Genomic DNA, 17921 nt, shown 5'->3' on the forward strand with positions numbered 1-17921 from the left:
GAAATAAGCAGGCGCTAAAAAGTTTTTAATTATGGAGAAGGAAATTTTGGAACATGGCCTCAACTTTAACAGAAGGCGGTTTTTATCATCCATGAGTTTGGGAATCGGGGGCATTGCGCTTGGTTCTCTGCTTATGCCTGATCTTTTTAAAAATGGCGAACTGGATGAAGAAGCGCTGGTTGCCGGGATGCCGCATTTTGCTCCAAAAGCAAAACGTGTCATTTATTTATTTCAAAACGGCGCACCTTCGCAGCAGGAGTTGTTTGATTATAAACCCAAACTCAGGGATCTTTTTGGTAAGGAAATTCCGCCGTCGGTGCGCGGAAACCAGCGATTGACAGGCATGACCGCCAATCAGGCTTCTTTTCCTTTGGTAGGCTCTTTTGTCGATTTTAAACAATATGGCGAATCCCGCGCCTGGGTGAGCGATCTGCTTCCTTATACTTCCAAAATTGTTGATGATATCTGCATCGTCAAATCCATGTACACCGAGGCGATCAACCACGATCCGGCGCTGACATTTTTACAGACAGGCTCGCAGCAGGGAAACAGGCCCAGCATGGGCGCGTGGCTAAGTTACGGACTGGGAAATGAGAATAAAAATCTGCCCAATTTCACTGTTCTGCTCTCTCGTGGGGTAGGAAACGGACAAGGTGTTTATTCAAAATTATGGTCAAACGGATTTCTGGATTCCGTGCATCAGGGAGTACAGTTCAGCAAGGGTGAAGATCCCGTTCTTTATCTGCGCGATCCGGAGGGAATGGACAGGAAGGAGCGTCGGGAAATGCTTGATAATTTGTCGGAACTGAACGAAATTTCTTATCAGGAATTCGGTGATCCGGAAATCACTGCCAAGGTAAAACAATATGAAATGGCTTACCGGATGCAGACCGCCGTACCGGAAGTGATGGATCTTTCTAAAGAGTCGGACGATATAATAAAATTATATGGACCCGACTGCCTGGTGCCCGGAACTTTTGCGGCAAATTGTTTGCTTGCCCGTAAACTTTCGGAAAACGGCGTACGCTTTGTCCAGCTCTATCACCAGGGTTGGGATCAGCATGGAAACCTGCCTTTTGAAATAACAAAACAGGCGAAGGATGTTGATCAGGCTTCGGCAGCTTTGGTGACTGACTTAAAACAACGGGGGCTGCTTGACGAAACGCTTGTCATATGGGGCGGTGAATTCGGGCGGACGAGTTATACGCAGGGCAAACTGACCCAGGATAATTACGGACGCGACCATCATCCGCGCTGCTTTACGATCTGGATGGCAGGCGGAGGAATAAAACCGGGCATCGTTTATGGGGAAACGGACGAACTGGGATATAACATTGCCAGTAACCCCGTTCATGTTCATGATTTCCAAGCGACGATATTACACCAGTTAGGGCTCAACCACGAAAAGCTGGTTTTTAAACATCTCGGCCGGAGATACCGCCTGACTGATGTTTCAGGAAAGGTTGTTAATGATATACTTATTTGAGAATCAAATAAATAAGTGCATTTTTTAACTGGTAGAAAGTTTAAATTCATGAATTGAGTTTCTGATGCAGATAAAATTAAAACGGTTTGCTGAGCAGTTATTATTCGCTTCAAATATTCTTATCGCATTTTTATTCTTTTTCGAAGACAAATTAGTTATTCCGGTATGGCTGCAAACCGTCGGCCGGATGCATCCGCTCATTCTGCATTTTCCCATCGTTATTTTGCTGATTGCGATGTTGATGGAATTTTTTCGGTTTAAAACTGAAAATTCTACCAATATGTTTTACCGGAATTTTCTGCAAAACCTGCTCCTGATCGGTGCATTGTTTGCAGCAGTCACCGTTATTATGGGATTGTTCCTTTCCCGCGAGGAAGGTTATTCGGGAGAACTTCTGCTTTGGCATAAGTGGACCGGCCTCGGGATATTTTTCATAGCTTCTTTAATTTATTGGGTACGTAACAGCAGCTGGTACAAAGCGCCTATTGCGCAGTCCGGGGCAATATTGACGGTTATTGGTCTTGTCCTTACCGGACATTACGGCGCATCTCTTACCCATGGCGATAATTTTATTTTTGAGCCCATTTCAAGCCGGCAGGAGATGGCGGCAGTACCTCTTGAAAAGGCCGTCGTTTTTAATGATTTAATCAGACCTGTATTGGAAAACAAATGCGCGAGCTGTCACAATCCTGATAAACTTAAAGGTGAACTCGTTTTAACAGATCCTGAATCAATAAAGAAGGGTGGGAAATCAGGGAAATTATATGTCCCAGGCAATCCGGAAGTGAGCCTGCTGTTGCAGCGTATTCATTTATCTCCTGATGATAAAAAGCATATGCCTCCAGCCGGAAAAGCCCAATTAACGCCGGATGAAATACAGCTTTTAACACTTTGGGTAAAAGAGAATTCAGGTTTTACAAAAAAGGTTGTCGATTTGCCTGTAAAAGATCCCTTAAGATTACTGGCGACAGCGAGACTGGTGCCGTCAGCGAAAAAGGAAGAAGCATATGATTTTGATGCAGTTGACGAAGAAACGGTAAAGAAGCTCAACAACGATTACCGTACAGTTGCGCCATTAGCAAAAGAATCGCCTGCATTGTCTGTAAATATCTACAACCGCAGTGCCTTTAATATCAAACAGCTGGACGAACTCGACGAGGTTCGTCAACAGGTCGTTTCCTTGAATCTGAACAAAATGCCGGTAAAGGATGAGGATTTGAAAAGTATAGCCAGATTTGAAAATCTGAGGAAACTCGACCTGAATTTTACCGATGTAACCGGAAAGGGTTTGAAGGAAATAACGACCTTAAAACATCTGCAAAGCCTGACCTTATCAGGAACGAAAGTTAATTATAAGGATTTGCAAAGTCAGATTTCTTCGTTTAAGAAACTCAAAACGGTATCGGTATGGGATACGGAAATATCGGTTGCAGAAGTAGCGCAATTACAGAAGTCGCATACAAATATTTCTGTTATCGGTGGTTTTCGGGATGATGGAAAAGACCCTTTAAAACTCAATCCGCCACAGATTAAAAACGCCGCGACCGTCTTTTCACAAGCTACGCCATTGTTATTAAAACATCCGATAAAAGGTGTTGCGATCCGTTTCACCACAGACGGAAGCGAGCCGGACAGCCTGAGATCGCCGGTTTTTAGTGATAAAACTATTTTGAATGAAAGTGTAACGATCAAGGCAAAAGCATTTAAAGAAGGTTGGTATGGGAGTGATATGGCGACCTTTGATTTCTTTAAATGCACGTATAAGCCAGATAGCGTCAATTTACTTCTGCCGCTGAACCGCGTGCATCAGGCGGAAGGTGCCAAAACGTTTTTTGATAATAAACTCGGCACAATTGGCGCAAATAATCCTGCTTGGGCCAACAACTGGGCTGCGGTGCGGGATAACGATATGGCGATTGTTTCTGAATTTAAAAAACCTGTGACGATTTCTTCGGTAGGGATGCACTATATGATTGAAGAAGATACAGGAATCTTTCCGCCTGACATTGTTGAAATCTGGGGAGGCCCAAATCCTGATAAGTTAAAATTACTGGACAGAGTCAAGCCGGGTTTGCCATCAAAAGGAGATAAGCCTTCGTTGAAATCATTGGAAGGAACATTCAAGCCGGAGACTGTCACCTATCTGAAAATCGTTGCCCGACCAATAAACAAAATACCGGATTGGAATAAAAATAAAGGAAAGAAGGCACTTTTGCTGGTTGATGAAATGTTTATAAATTAAAAATAATGGCTGTTGTTTTAGAATTAAAAAGTACTAAAAACAACAGCCATTGTGTAACAAATTGGCATTACTATTTTTTAAATGCTTTCTTCAAGGCATCAGAGGCATAAGCCTGCGCATCTTTCGCCTGCGGAACAACAGCAGCCATACCAAAAAACTCATGCGTAACGCCTGAATAGTTTTTTGAATCAACCTTGACGTCAGCTGCTTTTAGTTTTTCAGCAAGCATTTCTCCATCATTTTGTAAAGGATCGATTTCCGCTGTAATGATCGTTGTAGATGGCAAACCTTTAAGATTTGCGTTAACCAGGCTAATTCTCGAATCTTTCGCTTCACTCATATTATTCAAATAATTTTTTACAAACCACTCCATCATCGGTTTGTCGAGAGGCTTGGCGGCTGCGTATTTCTGATATGATTTCGTCGTCATATCCGAACCTGCAACAGGATAAACCAATACCTGATGAACTGGAATTTGTGCCCCTTTGTCGCGCGCCATAATGCTCACGTTGGCAGCCAGGTTTCCACCTGCACTTTCGCCAGCAACGGCAATATTTTTCGGGTCGCCTTTAATCGATGCTGCATTACTCACTGTCCACAGATATGCTGCATAAGCGTCATTATGTGCTGTCGGGAATTTATGTTCAGGAGCAAGGCGGTAAGCAACGGAAACCACAACAGCGCCGGTTTGTTCTGCCAGTCCTTTAGCGGAAGCATCATAAACGTCAAGATTCGCAATCACAAAACCACCGCCATGATAGTAAACAATGACCGGGAAAGGTGCGCTTCCAGTTTTAGGTGTGTAAATCCTCAGATGAATATTTCCACCTTTTGCCGGAATATCTTTACCCATCGTGTCGACCATCGAAGCTGGTACAGCAATGTTATTTTCCTTAATAAGGTCCATAACTGCATCTGTAGGCGTGTGATTTTTTCTGGCCTCCTGCGCTGTAAGCTGTGGAATTGGGGTGTCTTTATAGCTTGCCAGTTTTTCGATTACAGCCTGCATTTCCGGTTTGATGTCAGGAGCCCAGGATGGCGCTTCACCCATTGGTTTGATTGATTTTTCCGACATCGAAGAATCCATGTTTGTAGCCAGTGAATCCGTTTTGGATCCTTTTTCAGAAGAGCCGCCGCATGAAGTCAGCAGAAAACAGCTGATTGTTGCTGCGCAAGCAATTTGTAAGCCAGTTGAAAGGTTTTTTGAAATTTTCATGATGTTGATGAATATTTTTTTACGATTACTTTTTTTGCACACATACGAAAGGTATTAAGGTTTGGATTAAAGAGGAGAAATTTTGATAGCAGGCGGTTTATGAGCGGCACAATTTTTTATGAATTTTGACACAAATTATTTCTAACACATCATTTAAAACATAATGGAAGAAATCGAGGTTAATGGCTTGTCAATCGCTTACAGTCAATACGGTAGCGGAAATGTAACTTTATTATTTATCCATGGATCTTACATTGACCAGACCTACTGGAACGACCAGATGAAATATTTTCAAGATGAATATCATGTGATAACGCTTGATCTGGCTGGACATGGAATGTCGGGAAGGGAACGTGACAACTGGAGTGTTGAGGGTTTAGCTGATGATGTAATTGAGTTCACTAAAAACCTTGATCTGAAAAATGTTATTTTGATCGGGCACTCTCTAGCCGGCAGTGTCAATCTATATGTTGCCACGAAATATCCTGATCCCATTATTGGGTTTATCGGAATCGATAATTTCAAAAATGCAGCAACGCCCCTGCCAGATGAATACGATAGCCAGGTTATTTCTATTCTGGATAATTTGAAGAAGGAGTTTATCGCCACCAACGAGGAATATGCCAGAATGGTGTTGTTGACAGCAGATACGCCTGAGGAAATCAGGCAACGTGTTGTTCAGGATTACAGGAATGCTTATGAGCCTATGGGGCAAGCAATTATGCCGGAAGTTTTTATCATGGATAAAACTGAAAAAGCCCTGTTGCCGGAACTACGTTTAAAACTTTATCTGATCAATGTCAGCTACATGCCCACGAATATGGAAGCACTTGTTGAGCAAGTGCCTAACGGTTTTGAAGTCCGGGAAATCGCAGGAACTTCGCATTATCCCATGCTGGAAAGTCCGGAAATACTAAACGAAACTCTGGATCAGGTGATTAAACAGATAATAAAATACGAAGCTTATAAGTTTTAGCACCTAAAAAGCGGAAGATATTTATCGACTGCTTTTATATCTTAATGAAATGTCAACTATTTCTGAGCTTCATTGCAGCGTTTTCCGGTATTTGTATAACGGGGGATGAGTTCATCAAGGATGTCTATGTAGTTACAAGACAAAATATTTGCCTGCATCACCGGAGATAGATATGATTATCTGACTACGGTAGAGCAAAAGCTACATATCGATCTCCTGATTTTGAGTTTAATTTCCCGCCTCCGCATGCAATCACAACGTATTGTTTGCCATGCACAGAGTAGGTGCTTGGCGACGCATAACCGGCTGCAGGTAATTTCGCAGACCACATGATTCTCCCGTCATCCTTGTCGATGGCCCTGAATTGTTCATCTCTGGAGGCAGCAATAAAAATAAGTCCGCTCGCCGTTACCAGCGGGCCTCCATAATTATCGGTGCCTGTTGGCGCAATCCCTTTTTCGGATAGCTCCTGATATTCACCCAACGGAATTTGCCACCGGCGTTGTCCATTGTTCAGATCAACGGCTGTTAAAGTTCCCCACGGGGGGTGGCTGACAGGATATCCATTGCGATCATACCAGCGGTTATATCCAGTATGCTGATAGGGGATCTCACTTTTAGGGACGGAGGCGATTTTCGCTTCCGAGAATTTTCCGAAAATAAAATCGACAATTGCAGCTCTTTCTCCTCCGGATAGATGAGAAAATGCAGGCATCATACCACGGCCATTTACTAATAATTCACGGACCTGTTTTTCACTCAGACGTTTTTCAATATTGATCAGAGATGGATAAGAGCCATCGTGATTTCCGGCTTTGTCCGCGCCGTGACATGCAGCACAATTCGCGTGGTAAAGCTTTGCTCCGCCAAGTACTTTTGTGTCAGTATTTTCTTTTTTTACGAGGGATGTATAAACAGGGATTTCTTTGGCAGGGATGTACATGATGCCCTCGGGATCCGTTGCTGCGCCTCCCCATTGCGCTCCGCCGTCGGTTCCCGGATAAAAAATTGTCATATCGAACCCAATGGGTATATAAGCGCTTCCCGTTCTGGATTTTCTAATCAAGTTGCGCAACGAATCTTTATCTGCTACAAATACATTGAGGTCGTTTTCTGTAAATTTTTGCCTGGTAAATGGAAGCGGGAATGTTGGAATAGGCTGAGTCGGATAAGTGATTTCGCCGGCAACACCGTCTTGCGGGAAAGACGTTTCTATAATCGGGAAAACAGGGTTTCCGGTCACACGGTCGAAAACAAAAACGTAACCTTGTTTAGTAATCTGGACAACTGCGTCAATAATTTTATTACCAGCTTTTATGGAAACCAGGTTTGGAGGGCAAGGAGGGTCCCGGTCCCAGATATCATGATGAACCAGTTGATAATACCAGATTAATTTTCCTGTCGAAGCATTTAAGGCAATTAAGCAGTTGGCAAAAAGATTTTTTCCCGGTCGGTTTCCGCCATAGAAATCATACGCAGCCGACCCGGTAGGGATATACACGATACCTCGTTTTCGGTCTATTGCCATGCCGGCCCAGGAATTTGCTCCTCCGGTTTTTTGTCGGGAGGGCTGATTTCCCCAGGTTTTATACCCTAATTCTCCTTTGTCCGGAATCGTGTGAAATGTCCAGATTAATTTTCCTGTTAAGACGTCATAAGCGCGTATATCCCCCAGAAGTGCAGTTTCTGATTCATTAACACGTGTGCCGACTATGATCAAATTTTGGTAAATCGTGTTCGGCGTGTTTGACAAAACATAGTCGTCAGCTCCCGGTCTTTCAATACCCTGTTTCAAATTTATTCTCCCATTTTCACCGAAGCCGGGAAGTGGAATGCCGGTTTTTGCATTAAGCGCGTATAACCATTTCCCTGCTCCAAAAAATATTCTTTCACCAGTCTTGCCTGCCCAGTAGGTGACACCCCGGCTCGTTGTTCCGCCGTTGTCTTTAAGATTTGTTTTCCATATTTCCTTACCGGAAGAGGCATCAATGGCAAAGGCTTGTGTTCCCGCAGAAACGCCGTACATTACTCCGTCTATGACGATCGGATTACATTGCATTTGCGATCGGTTTCCTATTGAATCAGCGCCGCCCGACGAGTATGTCCAGGCGACTTGCAGCATTGAAACATTTTTCTTATTGATCTCGGAGAGTTTTGAATAATGATTCCGGTCGCCATTTCCATTGTATTCAGGCCAATCATTGGCACTATTTTCACTTGACAGCAAAAAGCTGACAGCGGAAATGACGATCATGCATGTTGCTATAAATCTCATCAGGATTAATTGTTATGACATTGTCCATAAAAGTTTTAACAAGATCATACTTACCGCTCAAAATTGATTTATATTAAATTGCCAGGATCTTATTTTATTATTGGAGGATTTGAGATAAACATCCTGTCAAAAAATAACACAAGACTTTTTTTATGTATACATTTACGTAATCAGTTACGTAAATTATTTATTATGGAATTTTTTGATCAGATAGGTAAGGTTGCGCTTGGAAGCCGGCTTCGTATGTTAACAGAAAAAATCACCGAAGATTCGGCACAAATTTATCGTCTTTATAATCTTGACATGCAACCTAAATGGTTTCCAGTGTTTTATGTCCTTTCGAAGGGAGAAGAAAAAACGATCACGGCAATCGCTAGGGAAATCGGTCATTCGCATCCTTCGGTTAGCAAAATAATTGGCGAGATGTCAAAAGCTGGTTATGTAACTGAAAAACGTGATGCAGCTGACGGACGTAGAAATGTGGTGTCGCTTTCGGAGACTGGTAATGAGCTGACTACTAAAATTGAGGATTTATATATTGATGTTGCCAGTGGGGTTGATGATATTTCTTCGCAGGCGAGCCATGATTTATGGAAAGCGATTGGTGAATGGGAATTTCTACTGGAACAGAAAACACTGCTTCGCCGCGTTCAGGAGCAAAAAAAAATACGTGAAGGTGTGAAAGTAGAAATTGTAAATTATTCTTCGAAATATCAGAAAGCTTTCCGTGCGCTTAATGTCGAGTGGATTTCCACTTATTTCAAAATGGAAGAAAATGATTACAAGTCACTGGATGACCCGGATGGATATATTTTAAGTAAGGGCGGTTATATTTTGGTCGCTTTGTACGAGGGAGAACCGGTTGGTGTCTGTGCGCTGATAAAAATGGATGATCCGGAATATGATTTTGAACTGGCGAAAATGGCTGTATCGCCAAAGGCTCAGGGAAAGAATGTCGGTTGGCTGCTCGCGCAGGCGATTATTAAAAAAGCAGAAGAACTGGGTTCGAAGAGACTGTATCTTGAAAGTAACACGATCTTGAAACCTGCCATCAATCTATATCATAAACTTGGTTTTCAGAAAGTAGCCGGCAGGCCGACGCCTTATGAACGCGCTAACATTCAAATGGAGCTGATACTAAAATAATGTTTACAAAACCTTAATTCCAGCCTCTTTGAATAGCTGGAATTTTTCATTTTGTGCGTCCATTTCCGTGATCATGTAATCCAGCACCTGAATCGGACAAACACGGTACGAGTCAAAAGTTTCCAGTTTATCGAAAGTACTGAGCGCAATGGACATTCCGGATTGCTGCAGCATCGCCTGCTTCAATTCGGCCTCTTCCATATAACTTGCAGTGACACCTTTCTCCATGTCCAACGCGCAGACACCCATAAAATAAAGATCTGCCTGAAAATTTTCGACCATTTTTATGGCCTGATAACCAACGACAGTTTCGGATTGCTTTAAATATTTGCCGCCCAGAACGATCAGATCCACACCAGCATAAGCAGATAGTGCCGGGATGATTGCTGTATTGTTGGTGATCACGGTAAGTTTAATATCAGTGGAAAGCAAAGAAACCAGTGTGTAAACCGAAGTTCCGCCGTCCATAAAAATGGTTTGCCCTGATTTGATCAGTGTTTGCGCCTTTAAGGCAATTACCTCTTTATCATCCCGCAATTGTCCAATCCTGTCCTTAAATGACAGGGGATTGTGAGAGCGCGGAATTGCCCCGCCGCGAATTTTCAGCAAAAGTCCATTATTCGCCAGGGCATCAATATCGCGCCGGATGGTGTCTTCCGAAACATTCAGATCACTGCTTAATTCGCTAAAACCAACTTCGTTATTGTCATGAAGTTTTTCCAGAATATAGGTAAACCGTTTCTCTCTTACCATTTCAAAAAATGTTTTTGCAAACATATGCAAATTTGCATATGTTTGCAAAATACTATTCGAAATCATCATGGAAAACGCTGTGGTTACAGATGCCGGAAAAACGAAATCGGCAAGAAATGCCAGTTTGTTAATATTTTTAGTCTGTGGAATCGGGCTTTCCAGCTGGGCTCCGATGGTTCCGTTTGCGAAAATTAATCTTGGTCTGGATGATGCTGCGCTAGGTTTGGTCTTGCTTTCACTCGGTGCAGGGGCGATTCTGACTATGCCTTTCACCGGGTTTTTTATCAATAAATTTGGAAGCCGGAGGGTAATGCTTATCTCGGCAATTGTTATCGCGATCATACTTCCTTTGTTGCTGTTAACGTCCTCAGCTGTTGAGTTAGCCATAGCGTTATTTGTATTCGGAGCGTCGATCGGGTCGATTGACGTGGCAATGAATTCTCACGCTGTTCTTGTTCAGGACAGATATGGGCGGCACATCATGTCATCGTTCCACGGTATGTTCAGCCTTGGCGGTCTGGCTGGCTCGATTGGACTTGGCTTTTTAATCAAAATGGGATTATCTCCAACCGTCGCAGCTGTGAGCATTTCTGCTTTACTGGTCTTAATAGCGGTCAGTCAATATCAAAATCTCTTTCCGAAAGCTGAAGAAAAAAGCGTTGATTCATTTTCATTCAGTTTGCCGAGGGGCCCGGTTTTAGCTTTGGGTTTGATGTGCTTCGTTTTCTTTCTTGCTGAAGGAGCACTTTTAGACTGGAGCGCAGTCTTCCTGCAGTTCAATAGAAATTTCGATCCGTCGATGGCTGGTTTGGGTTATGCTGTTTTTTCCGTAGCTATGGCCATCATGCGTCTGACTGGCGACAAAATTGTTCACAAAATCGGTTCTTCAAAAGTAGTTTTGATCGGGGCCTTAGTTTCAGCAGCCGGGTATATGCTCGCTGTTATGGTTCCTTGGCAAGGTGCGGCACTGATCGGTTTTGCGTTGGTTGGACTAGGTGCAGCAAATGTTGTCCCTGTATTTTTTACCGCAGCCGGAAATATTCCAAACATTCCTGCTTCCGTTTCTTTGCCTGCGGTAACAACGCTCGGTTATATGGGCCAGCTCGCTGGTCCTGCTATGATTGGATTTATCGCAGAAGCTTCTTCTCTGCCAATCGCCCTGGGTTTTGTCGGTGTGTTATTGCTCATTGTCGCTTTTACCTATAAAGAGGGAAATTGACTTGCTTCAACAAAAAAGACCTCCGCAATGATCAAAAGCCTTTCCACACTAACTCATCTAATCCATTAGTTTCCAATACGGACAATTTTTACCAAGCGTATGTGCTTGCCGGAATAGCAGTTGATGTGTTCCGGCAAGACTTTATTTTTAGCCCACACGAAGATATTCCCCGGCAAGAATTTCCTGAATTTCTGCAATTCTTCTACGTGCGATCGGTAATTGCTGACCGCAACTAAGCAACACACTGTCTGATTCGATTCGTGCGACCAGGTGGTCCGGGTTAATCGTGTGGGATTTATGAATTCTTAAAAAATCAGCGTCGAGCACAGCCACAATCGTCTTCATTGTTTTAGAAACAAGGTAACGTTTTCCCGTGGTCGTGTGTACGAAGGTATAATTTCCGTCGCCTTGCAAATAGGTAATATCTTTCGCTTCTAGTAACAGGACTTTGCTTCCTAAATGCACAGTCACGACATTTTTACGTTTTTTTCTAGTCGGACGGATCAGACTTTGGAATGTCGTATGGTTAATTTGAGTTTTCACAGTTGTGTAAAGTTGAGGTTAAACTGATTGAGTTATGGATTTCCGAAAACGGATACTATGGCTGTGCCGGCACTGGTGAAGTTTTATCAATGTTACTCTTCGTTTTAACGCCTTTTTATGGCTCTCTTCAAGTTGTTTTTTCATGGCTAATCGATGTTTATTTTATACATTTATTAATACAGAGGATTCTAAATAAATCGTCCGCAGCTGATTTTTCCGCATGTCCGGGCCATTGCCAGGATATGGATTTCCTGTGTGAGAGCAGTGAGGCATTCTGCATTTTTGCTTTCGAATTGAAATAATGATTTCCGGCCTCACACATTTGGTTTATCACTACACGAAGTAATAGCCGGTATGACTAAAAGTTGGCTGCGAAACGTTTCATCTATACGAAAGATTAATTTTCTAGGAGGTGCGTTTTTCGTCAATTTCAGGACAGTTGAACGGTTGTTTTATCCGGCCACCTATTCCAGGCATAAAGCAGACATGCAACGAGGAAAAGCATTGATTCGGTTTTGATCCAAAGGTTTCCGAAATCACCGAGCGGCCCATCTTTGAAAATGGTGATAAGACGGGAAACTGCATAAAATCCCCAAAGCATCATCAGAAAGGCGAGCGCGTTTTCAGTATGTTTTCTGAAAGAATAAACCAGACTGATCGCAATCGCAAAACCCGCGCCGCCATATACGCCGCGAATCGAAGAGTAGGCGTCATTATTAGTTAAGCTTACCTGTACCAGATCCATCACCGACTGCGGATCGTCGAAAGCCATGACACTCACCGACAAAATGCTGAGCGCTGATAAGATGATAAAAGACTGTGATAAAATTCGTTTCATTTTCATGCTAGATATTATTATTTCCAATTAGTAAGATATGGCGCTCAGATTCCTTCCCGGCCCTGGCAGCGTGATACAAAATTGGTATCTTAAAGGCCTTATTAAAAACGCATATTGGTTGAAGTGTGAGTTTTGGTCCCTGAAATTTACTTTTCAGGTGATAATCTGTTATTCAGTACTTTCCGCTATCTATAAGTGTTAAAATGACAAAAAATCTGATTGACTTGGCCTTTACAACATTTCAGGGATTATTTGTGACGATTGAAGTCTAACGTTATTCTTTTCCAGAAAAGGCTTATATATTTTTACAACACATTTTGTTTGTGACCGTATGCCGTTTATTTCACTAGAACAGTATTTTGATTCCGTACGGCAAAACCGTCTCTATTTTTATATTCTCTTTTTACTGCTTCCTTGGTTCGTTCCGCTGATTGGATATCTCATGTGGGGGAACTCTTATTTTACGGATCTGGGAATATTTGCGGGAGGGAGTTTTATAAATCTGATTTTGTGTTTGCTGGCAAATCAGATCAACCAGATGACAGCCAAATTTATCGCCGGAGTTTATCCTGATATCGATCAGACTGCCTACCGAGTGACGCTCTGGTTTGTAGTGTATTCACTTGTGAATGTTGTTATTTTATATGTTGTTTTGACGGTTTATGATTTGATAGGTTTATTTGGCTACAAGCTTGATAACGTTCATCTTAAATGGTCTGTCATTACGCTTGTCGGTGTTTCACTGATCGGTGCCGGCTTGTCGGAACTGGCTTATACGTTCATGCAGTGGAAAACGAATCAGAATGAGTTGAAGGAAATGGAGCAGAGACAATTGCAAAGTGAGCTGGAAATGGTGAAGCAGCAGGTTAATCCTCACTTTTTGTTCAATTGCCTGAATGCGCTTTCTGTTCTTATTTCAGAAGCGCCGACGACAGCGGAGAAATTTGTCGATGAGATGTCGCAGGTATACCGTTATTTATTGACGGTCAACGGGCAGGATTGGGAAAGTAATCTGGTATCGCTTGAAGCAGAGCTCAGATTTATCAGGTCTTATATTTATTTGCTTGAAATTAGATTTGAAGAGGGGATTGATATCAAAATCCAGACAGCTGAGTTATGCCAGAACGGTCAAATGGCACCTCTGACCCTGCAAACGCTGATCGATAATGCAATCCGCCACAACATTGTTTCAGCGGAAAATCCTTTGTCCATCAGCATAAAAACTACGGCGACCGGACAACTGGAGGTAAGAAATAATCTTCAAAAAAGGGCTGTGAGAATGCCTGTGACCACCGCAGGATTATCGACGATTATATCAAGATACAAATTACTTTTTAACCAGGCCGGAACGATTCAGGTGAAAGAAGATGAAGAAAGTTTTACCGTTTTGCTGCCTCTGATTTATACATGAGAAACTGGTCTGTTTTTAATAGGTTGGGGAAGCTTATCTGGCTAAGCCTTTTTGGTCGCTGGATGTATGTGTTGCTGTTGCCCTGGTTTGTACCAACGATCAGTTATTTATTAATAGGTGATCCATATCTGGAAAGTTTTTCCAACTTTTTACTGGGAACTTTGATGGTTATGCTGATGACTACACTCGCATTCATCCCACACGACTGGGCTGCGCAGCTGATTGCTGATAAATATCCTTCTATTCATTCTTCAGCAAAAAGAGCATTGTTGACTGCATTTGCTTTTTTTGTGCTGACAGCTGTCTATGTAAGTTTTTATGGATGGCTGATTATTCGCTACCGACCGTTAAATGCAGAGCTGAATTTTGATAAAATGCTCTATGTTTATCTGTTTGAACTGTTGGCAATTTTCCTGCTAACGGGGCTCTATGAGGTTAATTATTCTTTGAAAAAATGGAAAGAAATTAAATCTAATAAGGAAGCGATAAAAAAAGCCGGGATGCAGGGCCAGCTGCAAAGTCTGAAAAGTCAGGTGAACCCACACTTTTTGTTTAACAGCCTTAACACGTTATCGGCACTGATAACGGATGAGCCGGAAAGGGCTGAGCAATTTGTCGATGAGATGGCAAAAGTTTATCGGTATCTCCTACAAACAAATCAGCATGAACTTACGCCGCTGAGCAAGGAAATAAAATTTATCCAGTCATATTATCATTTGCTTAGAACACGCTATGATACGGGTCTCGAACTGGTAATTGACGTAAATGAGGCAGCACTGGCCAGTTATATACCGCCACTTACCTTACAGCTTTTGGTTGAAAATGCTGTAAAGCATAATTCAATTCTGGAAAAAAATCCGCTCTACATTATCATTACATCTATTGGAAACGATATGCTGGAAGTGAAAAATAATCTGCTGGGAAAATCTACGCCTGTGAAATCTACAAAACTGGGGCTGGCAAACATCCACGCAAAGTACCAGATCTTATCGGAAAGGCAGCCAGTTGTAGATTTTGGCCCTGATTACTTTAAAGTTTTATTACCGTTGCTTACTGAAAAACCCGTACATCAATGAACATATTAATTGTTGAGGACGAAAAACTTGCCGTTCGTAAACTTACTAAACTTTTGGAAGAAACTGCACCGGAACTTATTGTCAGAGGCGTTGCACCCAGTATAGCCGCGACCGTCGAATGGATCGGGGAGAATCGTGCAGCGGGAGAAAAGGAGCCGGACCTTATCTTTATGGATATCGAGCTGGCCGATGGACAAAGCTTTGAGATATTCAATCGTATCGATATTAAAAGCACGGTTATTTTCACTACTTCTTATGACGAATATGCGCTGCAGGCTTTCAAGGTGAATAGTATCGACTATCTACTAAAGCCTGTTCAAAAAGAGGACCTGCAAAGGAGCCTAAAAAAATTTCATGATCTGACAGGACAGCAAAGACATGAGGAATCTACTGCATTGCCTTCAAGTCTGGAAACTATTTTGCGGAATTTTCAGATGCAGCAACCTCCTGTGGAATATAGGAAACGCTTTCTGGTGAAACAGGGAGCCAGATTGCTGTCGGTGGAAGTCTCTGATATCGCTTATTTTTATATTGATGAGGGAATTAGTTTTTTCAAAAATCATCAGGGACAAAAGTTCGTTGTGGATTACCGGATAGAGGAGCTCGCCGAATTTCTTGATCCCGAAAATTTCCTTAGAATCAACCGAAGCCTGATCATAACCCATCAATCGGTGGTCCAGATCCAGCCATATTATAACAACAGATTAGCGCTTACCCTTAAACCTGCTTTCGATAAAGAAGCGATTGTAAGCCGTGAGAAATCCAATGAGTTTAAAAAGTGGATGGGGAAATAGAGAGAAGTCGTGATGCAAAACGAACAGATTCCCGGTGTAGAGCTATTTCTTCAATTTCAAAAATAAAGCCCTGTTAATAAGCCTTCATGTTTTGGAATGGTATTTTAATACTCGTTTGAAACGGTTAAATAAGATGGATTTGCGGCTGTAAATTAATTTTAAAATTAAAGGAAATGAAAGATATCAGATATATAGCGGGAGGGCTGGCCGGAGCATTGGCTTTGAATATTTTACATGAAACTGTAAAAAGGCTTGATCCTGACGCGCCAAGAATTGACCTGGTAGGAGAGGAGGCGTTGGCAAAAGCTGTTGAAATGACGGGAGCCGAACCTCCGAAAGGTCAAAATTTATTCGCAGCAACCTTAGGTGCAGATCTCGTGAGTAACGCAATGTATTTCAGTGCCATAGGGTTGGGTGATAAAAAAGGTTTATTAATGCGCGGCGCCGGGTATGGTTTGGCTGCGGGAATCGGTGCTTTGTCGTTGACTGAGCCGTTGGGGCTGGATGATGAGCCTATTACGAAGACTACCAAAACCAAGGTGTTAACTGTGACCTGGTATGTTTTTGGCGGTTTGGTTACGGCACTTGCGATCAAGGCATTGAGCAAATAAGTTTCGGGCCCAGTAATCCGGTTTAAATGAAATATCTAAGTCAGTCGGAATTATATTCGGGCACGAGCGGCCTTATACTACCAGTTAAAAATAAACTTTTTTATCCGGTAGAATATCAGGAAAAAAGCCGGCTGACTTACTATGCCTCTCTATTTAACAGTATAGAAATTAACAGTTCTTTCTACAAAATACCGATGGGTTCCACGGTTAGGAACTGGGCTGACCAAGTTCCGGAAGATTTCCGTTTCACTTTCAAATTGTGGCGCGAAATCACACATAATAAAAATCTGGAATTTAGAAATAATGACGTAGCGCATTTCTTCGACATAATTAATCATTCCGCATCAAAGAAAGGCTGTCTTCTTGCCCAATTTCCACCCAGTCTGAAAGTAGATATGCTGAGGCAGTTGGAAAAGCTGTTGCAAAGTATCTCGCAGGCTGATCCTGAGAGAAGTTGGAAAACAGCATTTGAGTTCAGACACAGCTCATGGTATCAAAAGGAGGTTTTTGAGATGTTGGAGGAGAATGGAATTGGTATTGTTGCTCATGATAAGCCCGGTTCAATCACACCGTTTTTTGATTCCAAAGTCAGCTTTAAATACTTGCGTTTCCACGGTCCGAATGGTGATTATAAAGGTCGTTATTCCGATGATTTTATTCATGAATACGCCGGGTATATCAAAGAGTGGATTCAGGAAGGAAAAACAATTTATGCCTATTTCAACAACACGATGGGCGACGCTATCAAAAATCTGGATTTTCTTAACTCCTCTTTTGTTTTAAATAAAGATAAAAGGTAAGCTTGGTCTTCAATACCATAACTTGGTACCATAGAGCACTTTTATTTCCTGACGATTATCTTTAAATTCTTTAAATTTATTCGCATCGTCCAGGTCCAGTTTTTCGCCGTTGCAGAAATACTGATGCTGATTTGTGGAACTGAACAATGAGTTTTGCACCTCAATGATCTGTTTTTCATCAAATTTGTATAATACTATTGCATTTGTTTCCTTCCCGCCTATGAATTCTTTAAACTGTTTATTCAGCCAGGGTAAATCCTCGATAGGGTTTGCTGTGCCGCATACAAGATTTCCTTCGTCCGTCAGATCGTTATTTTTACAATTGAAAAAAAACGTAGCGAGGATAAAAAGAAAAAGCGAATTATAGATTTTGGCAGAGTATATTTTCATGGGATGATCATTTCTTTTAAAGACACTTTCTTATTAACTGACATTTCAATTTCTTAACTGGTTGGATTTATAAAATAATAATTTCGATTATTTAAATTAATAAAATGCGCGCCCATTAACAAAACTCTAAGTTTGGTGATTTGTT

Annotated in this window: 16 protein-coding genes; 10 read left to right on the forward strand and 6 right to left on the reverse strand. The window is 42.1% G+C overall.

Annotated features, from left to right (window positions below; genetic code table 11):
- The first annotated feature begins 31 nt into the window (after positions 1–31).
- Entirely contained in the window at positions 32–1486 is a 1455-nt protein-coding gene (locus BMY70_RS19705; protein ID WP_090338006.1) for a DUF1501 domain-containing protein, read from the forward strand.
- Positions 1487–1550: 64 nt separating this feature from the next.
- Positions 1551–3728 carry a c-type cytochrome domain-containing protein gene (locus BMY70_RS19710; RefSeq protein WP_090338007.1) on the forward strand — a complete coding sequence of 726 codons (2178 nt, stop codon included), beginning with the start codon at positions 1551–1553 and terminating at the stop codon, positions 3726–3728.
- Positions 3729–3798: 70 nt separating this feature from the next.
- Here BMY70_RS19710 and BMY70_RS19715 read toward each other — a convergent pair whose 3' ends face one another.
- Positions 3799–4944 (reverse strand): alpha/beta hydrolase, encoded by a 1146-nt coding sequence (locus BMY70_RS19715; RefSeq protein ID WP_229209694.1) that lies wholly within the window; start codon positions 4942–4944, stop codon positions 3799–3801.
- 163 nt (positions 4945–5107) lie between these two features.
- Here BMY70_RS19715 and BMY70_RS19720 point away from each other — a divergent pair, with 163 nt between their 5' ends.
- Positions 5108–5920: an alpha/beta fold hydrolase gene (locus BMY70_RS19720; RefSeq protein ID WP_090338008.1), complete on the forward strand. Its 813-nt coding sequence runs from the start codon at positions 5108–5110 to the stop codon at positions 5918–5920.
- Between the two features lie 184 nt (positions 5921–6104).
- On the opposite strand, the gene BMY70_RS19725 is transcribed toward BMY70_RS19720, so the two are convergent.
- On the reverse strand, positions 6105–8195 hold the full coding sequence (locus BMY70_RS19725) for an outer membrane protein assembly factor BamB family protein (protein ID WP_090338009.1): 2091 nt from the start codon (positions 8193–8195) through the stop codon (positions 6105–6107).
- Between the two features lie 192 nt (positions 8196–8387).
- Here BMY70_RS19725 and BMY70_RS19730 point away from each other — a divergent pair, with 192 nt between their 5' ends.
- Entirely contained in the window at positions 8388–9341 is a 954-nt protein-coding gene (locus BMY70_RS19730) for a bifunctional helix-turn-helix transcriptional regulator/GNAT family N-acetyltransferase (protein WP_090338325.1), read from the forward strand.
- A 3-nt stretch (positions 9342–9344) separates the two neighbouring features.
- Here the strand turns inward: BMY70_RS19730 and BMY70_RS19735 are convergent, their stop codons facing one another.
- Positions 9345–10163: a DeoR/GlpR family DNA-binding transcription regulator gene (locus tag BMY70_RS19735; RefSeq protein WP_090338010.1), complete on the reverse strand. Its 819-nt coding sequence runs from the start codon at positions 10161–10163 to the stop codon at positions 9345–9347.
- On the opposite strand from BMY70_RS19735, the gene BMY70_RS19740 reads away from it, so the two are divergent.
- Positions 10162–11313, forward strand: coding sequence for an MFS transporter (locus BMY70_RS19740; protein WP_090338011.1), 1152 nt, complete (start codon positions 10162–10164; stop codon positions 11311–11313). The two genes, BMY70_RS19735 and BMY70_RS19740, sit on opposite strands and share 2 nt — an antisense overlap.
- Positions 11314–11460: 147 nt before the next feature.
- On the opposite strand, the gene BMY70_RS19745 is transcribed toward BMY70_RS19740, so the two are convergent.
- Positions 11461–11856 carry a LytR/AlgR family response regulator transcription factor gene (locus tag BMY70_RS19745; RefSeq protein WP_229209695.1) on the reverse strand — a complete coding sequence of 132 codons (396 nt, stop codon included), beginning with the start codon at positions 11854–11856 and terminating at the stop codon, positions 11461–11463.
- Between the two features lie 430 nt (positions 11857–12286).
- Entirely contained in the window at positions 12287–12694 is a 408-nt protein-coding gene (locus tag BMY70_RS19755; protein WP_229209696.1) for a DUF4345 domain-containing protein, read from the reverse strand.
- A 442-nt stretch (positions 12695–13136) separates the two neighbouring features.
- Here BMY70_RS19755 and BMY70_RS19760 point away from each other — a divergent pair, with 442 nt between their 5' ends.
- The 5 genes from BMY70_RS19760 (at position 13137) to BMY70_RS19780 (ending at position 17386) form a co-directional block, all read left to right on the forward strand.
- Positions 13137–14105: a sensor histidine kinase gene (locus BMY70_RS19760; RefSeq protein WP_177197080.1), complete on the forward strand. Its 969-nt coding sequence runs from the start codon at positions 13137–13139 to the stop codon at positions 14103–14105.
- Positions 14102–15181, forward strand: a complete 1080-nt coding sequence (locus tag BMY70_RS19765; protein ID WP_090338015.1) for a sensor histidine kinase — start codon at positions 14102–14104, stop codon at positions 15179–15181. The genes BMY70_RS19760 and BMY70_RS19765 overlap by 4 nt, the downstream gene beginning before the upstream one ends.
- Entirely contained in the window at positions 15178–15975 is a 798-nt protein-coding gene (locus tag BMY70_RS19770; protein ID WP_090338016.1) for a LytR/AlgR family response regulator transcription factor, read from the forward strand. The genes BMY70_RS19765 and BMY70_RS19770 overlap by 4 nt, the downstream gene beginning before the upstream one ends.
- Before the next feature lie 173 nt (positions 15976–16148).
- A complete protein-coding gene (locus BMY70_RS19775) occupies positions 16149–16586 on the forward strand; it encodes a hypothetical protein (RefSeq protein ID WP_090338017.1) in 438 nt (145 codons plus the stop codon).
- 26 nt (positions 16587–16612) lie between these two features.
- Positions 16613–17386, forward strand: coding sequence for a DUF72 domain-containing protein (locus BMY70_RS19780; protein WP_090338018.1), 774 nt, complete (start codon positions 16613–16615; stop codon positions 17384–17386).
- 9 nt (positions 17387–17395) lie between these two features.
- Here BMY70_RS19780 and BMY70_RS19785 read toward each other — a convergent pair whose 3' ends face one another.
- On the reverse strand, positions 17396–17776 hold the full coding sequence (locus BMY70_RS19785) for a hypothetical protein (RefSeq protein WP_090338019.1): 381 nt from the start codon (positions 17774–17776) through the stop codon (positions 17396–17398).
- Positions 17777–17921 lie beyond the last annotated feature (145 nt).

It is taken from the genome of Dyadobacter koreensis (genome assembly GCF_900108855.1).
In the GTDB taxonomy this organism is placed as follows: domain Bacteria; phylum Bacteroidota; class Bacteroidia; order Cytophagales; family Spirosomataceae; genus Dyadobacter; species Dyadobacter koreensis.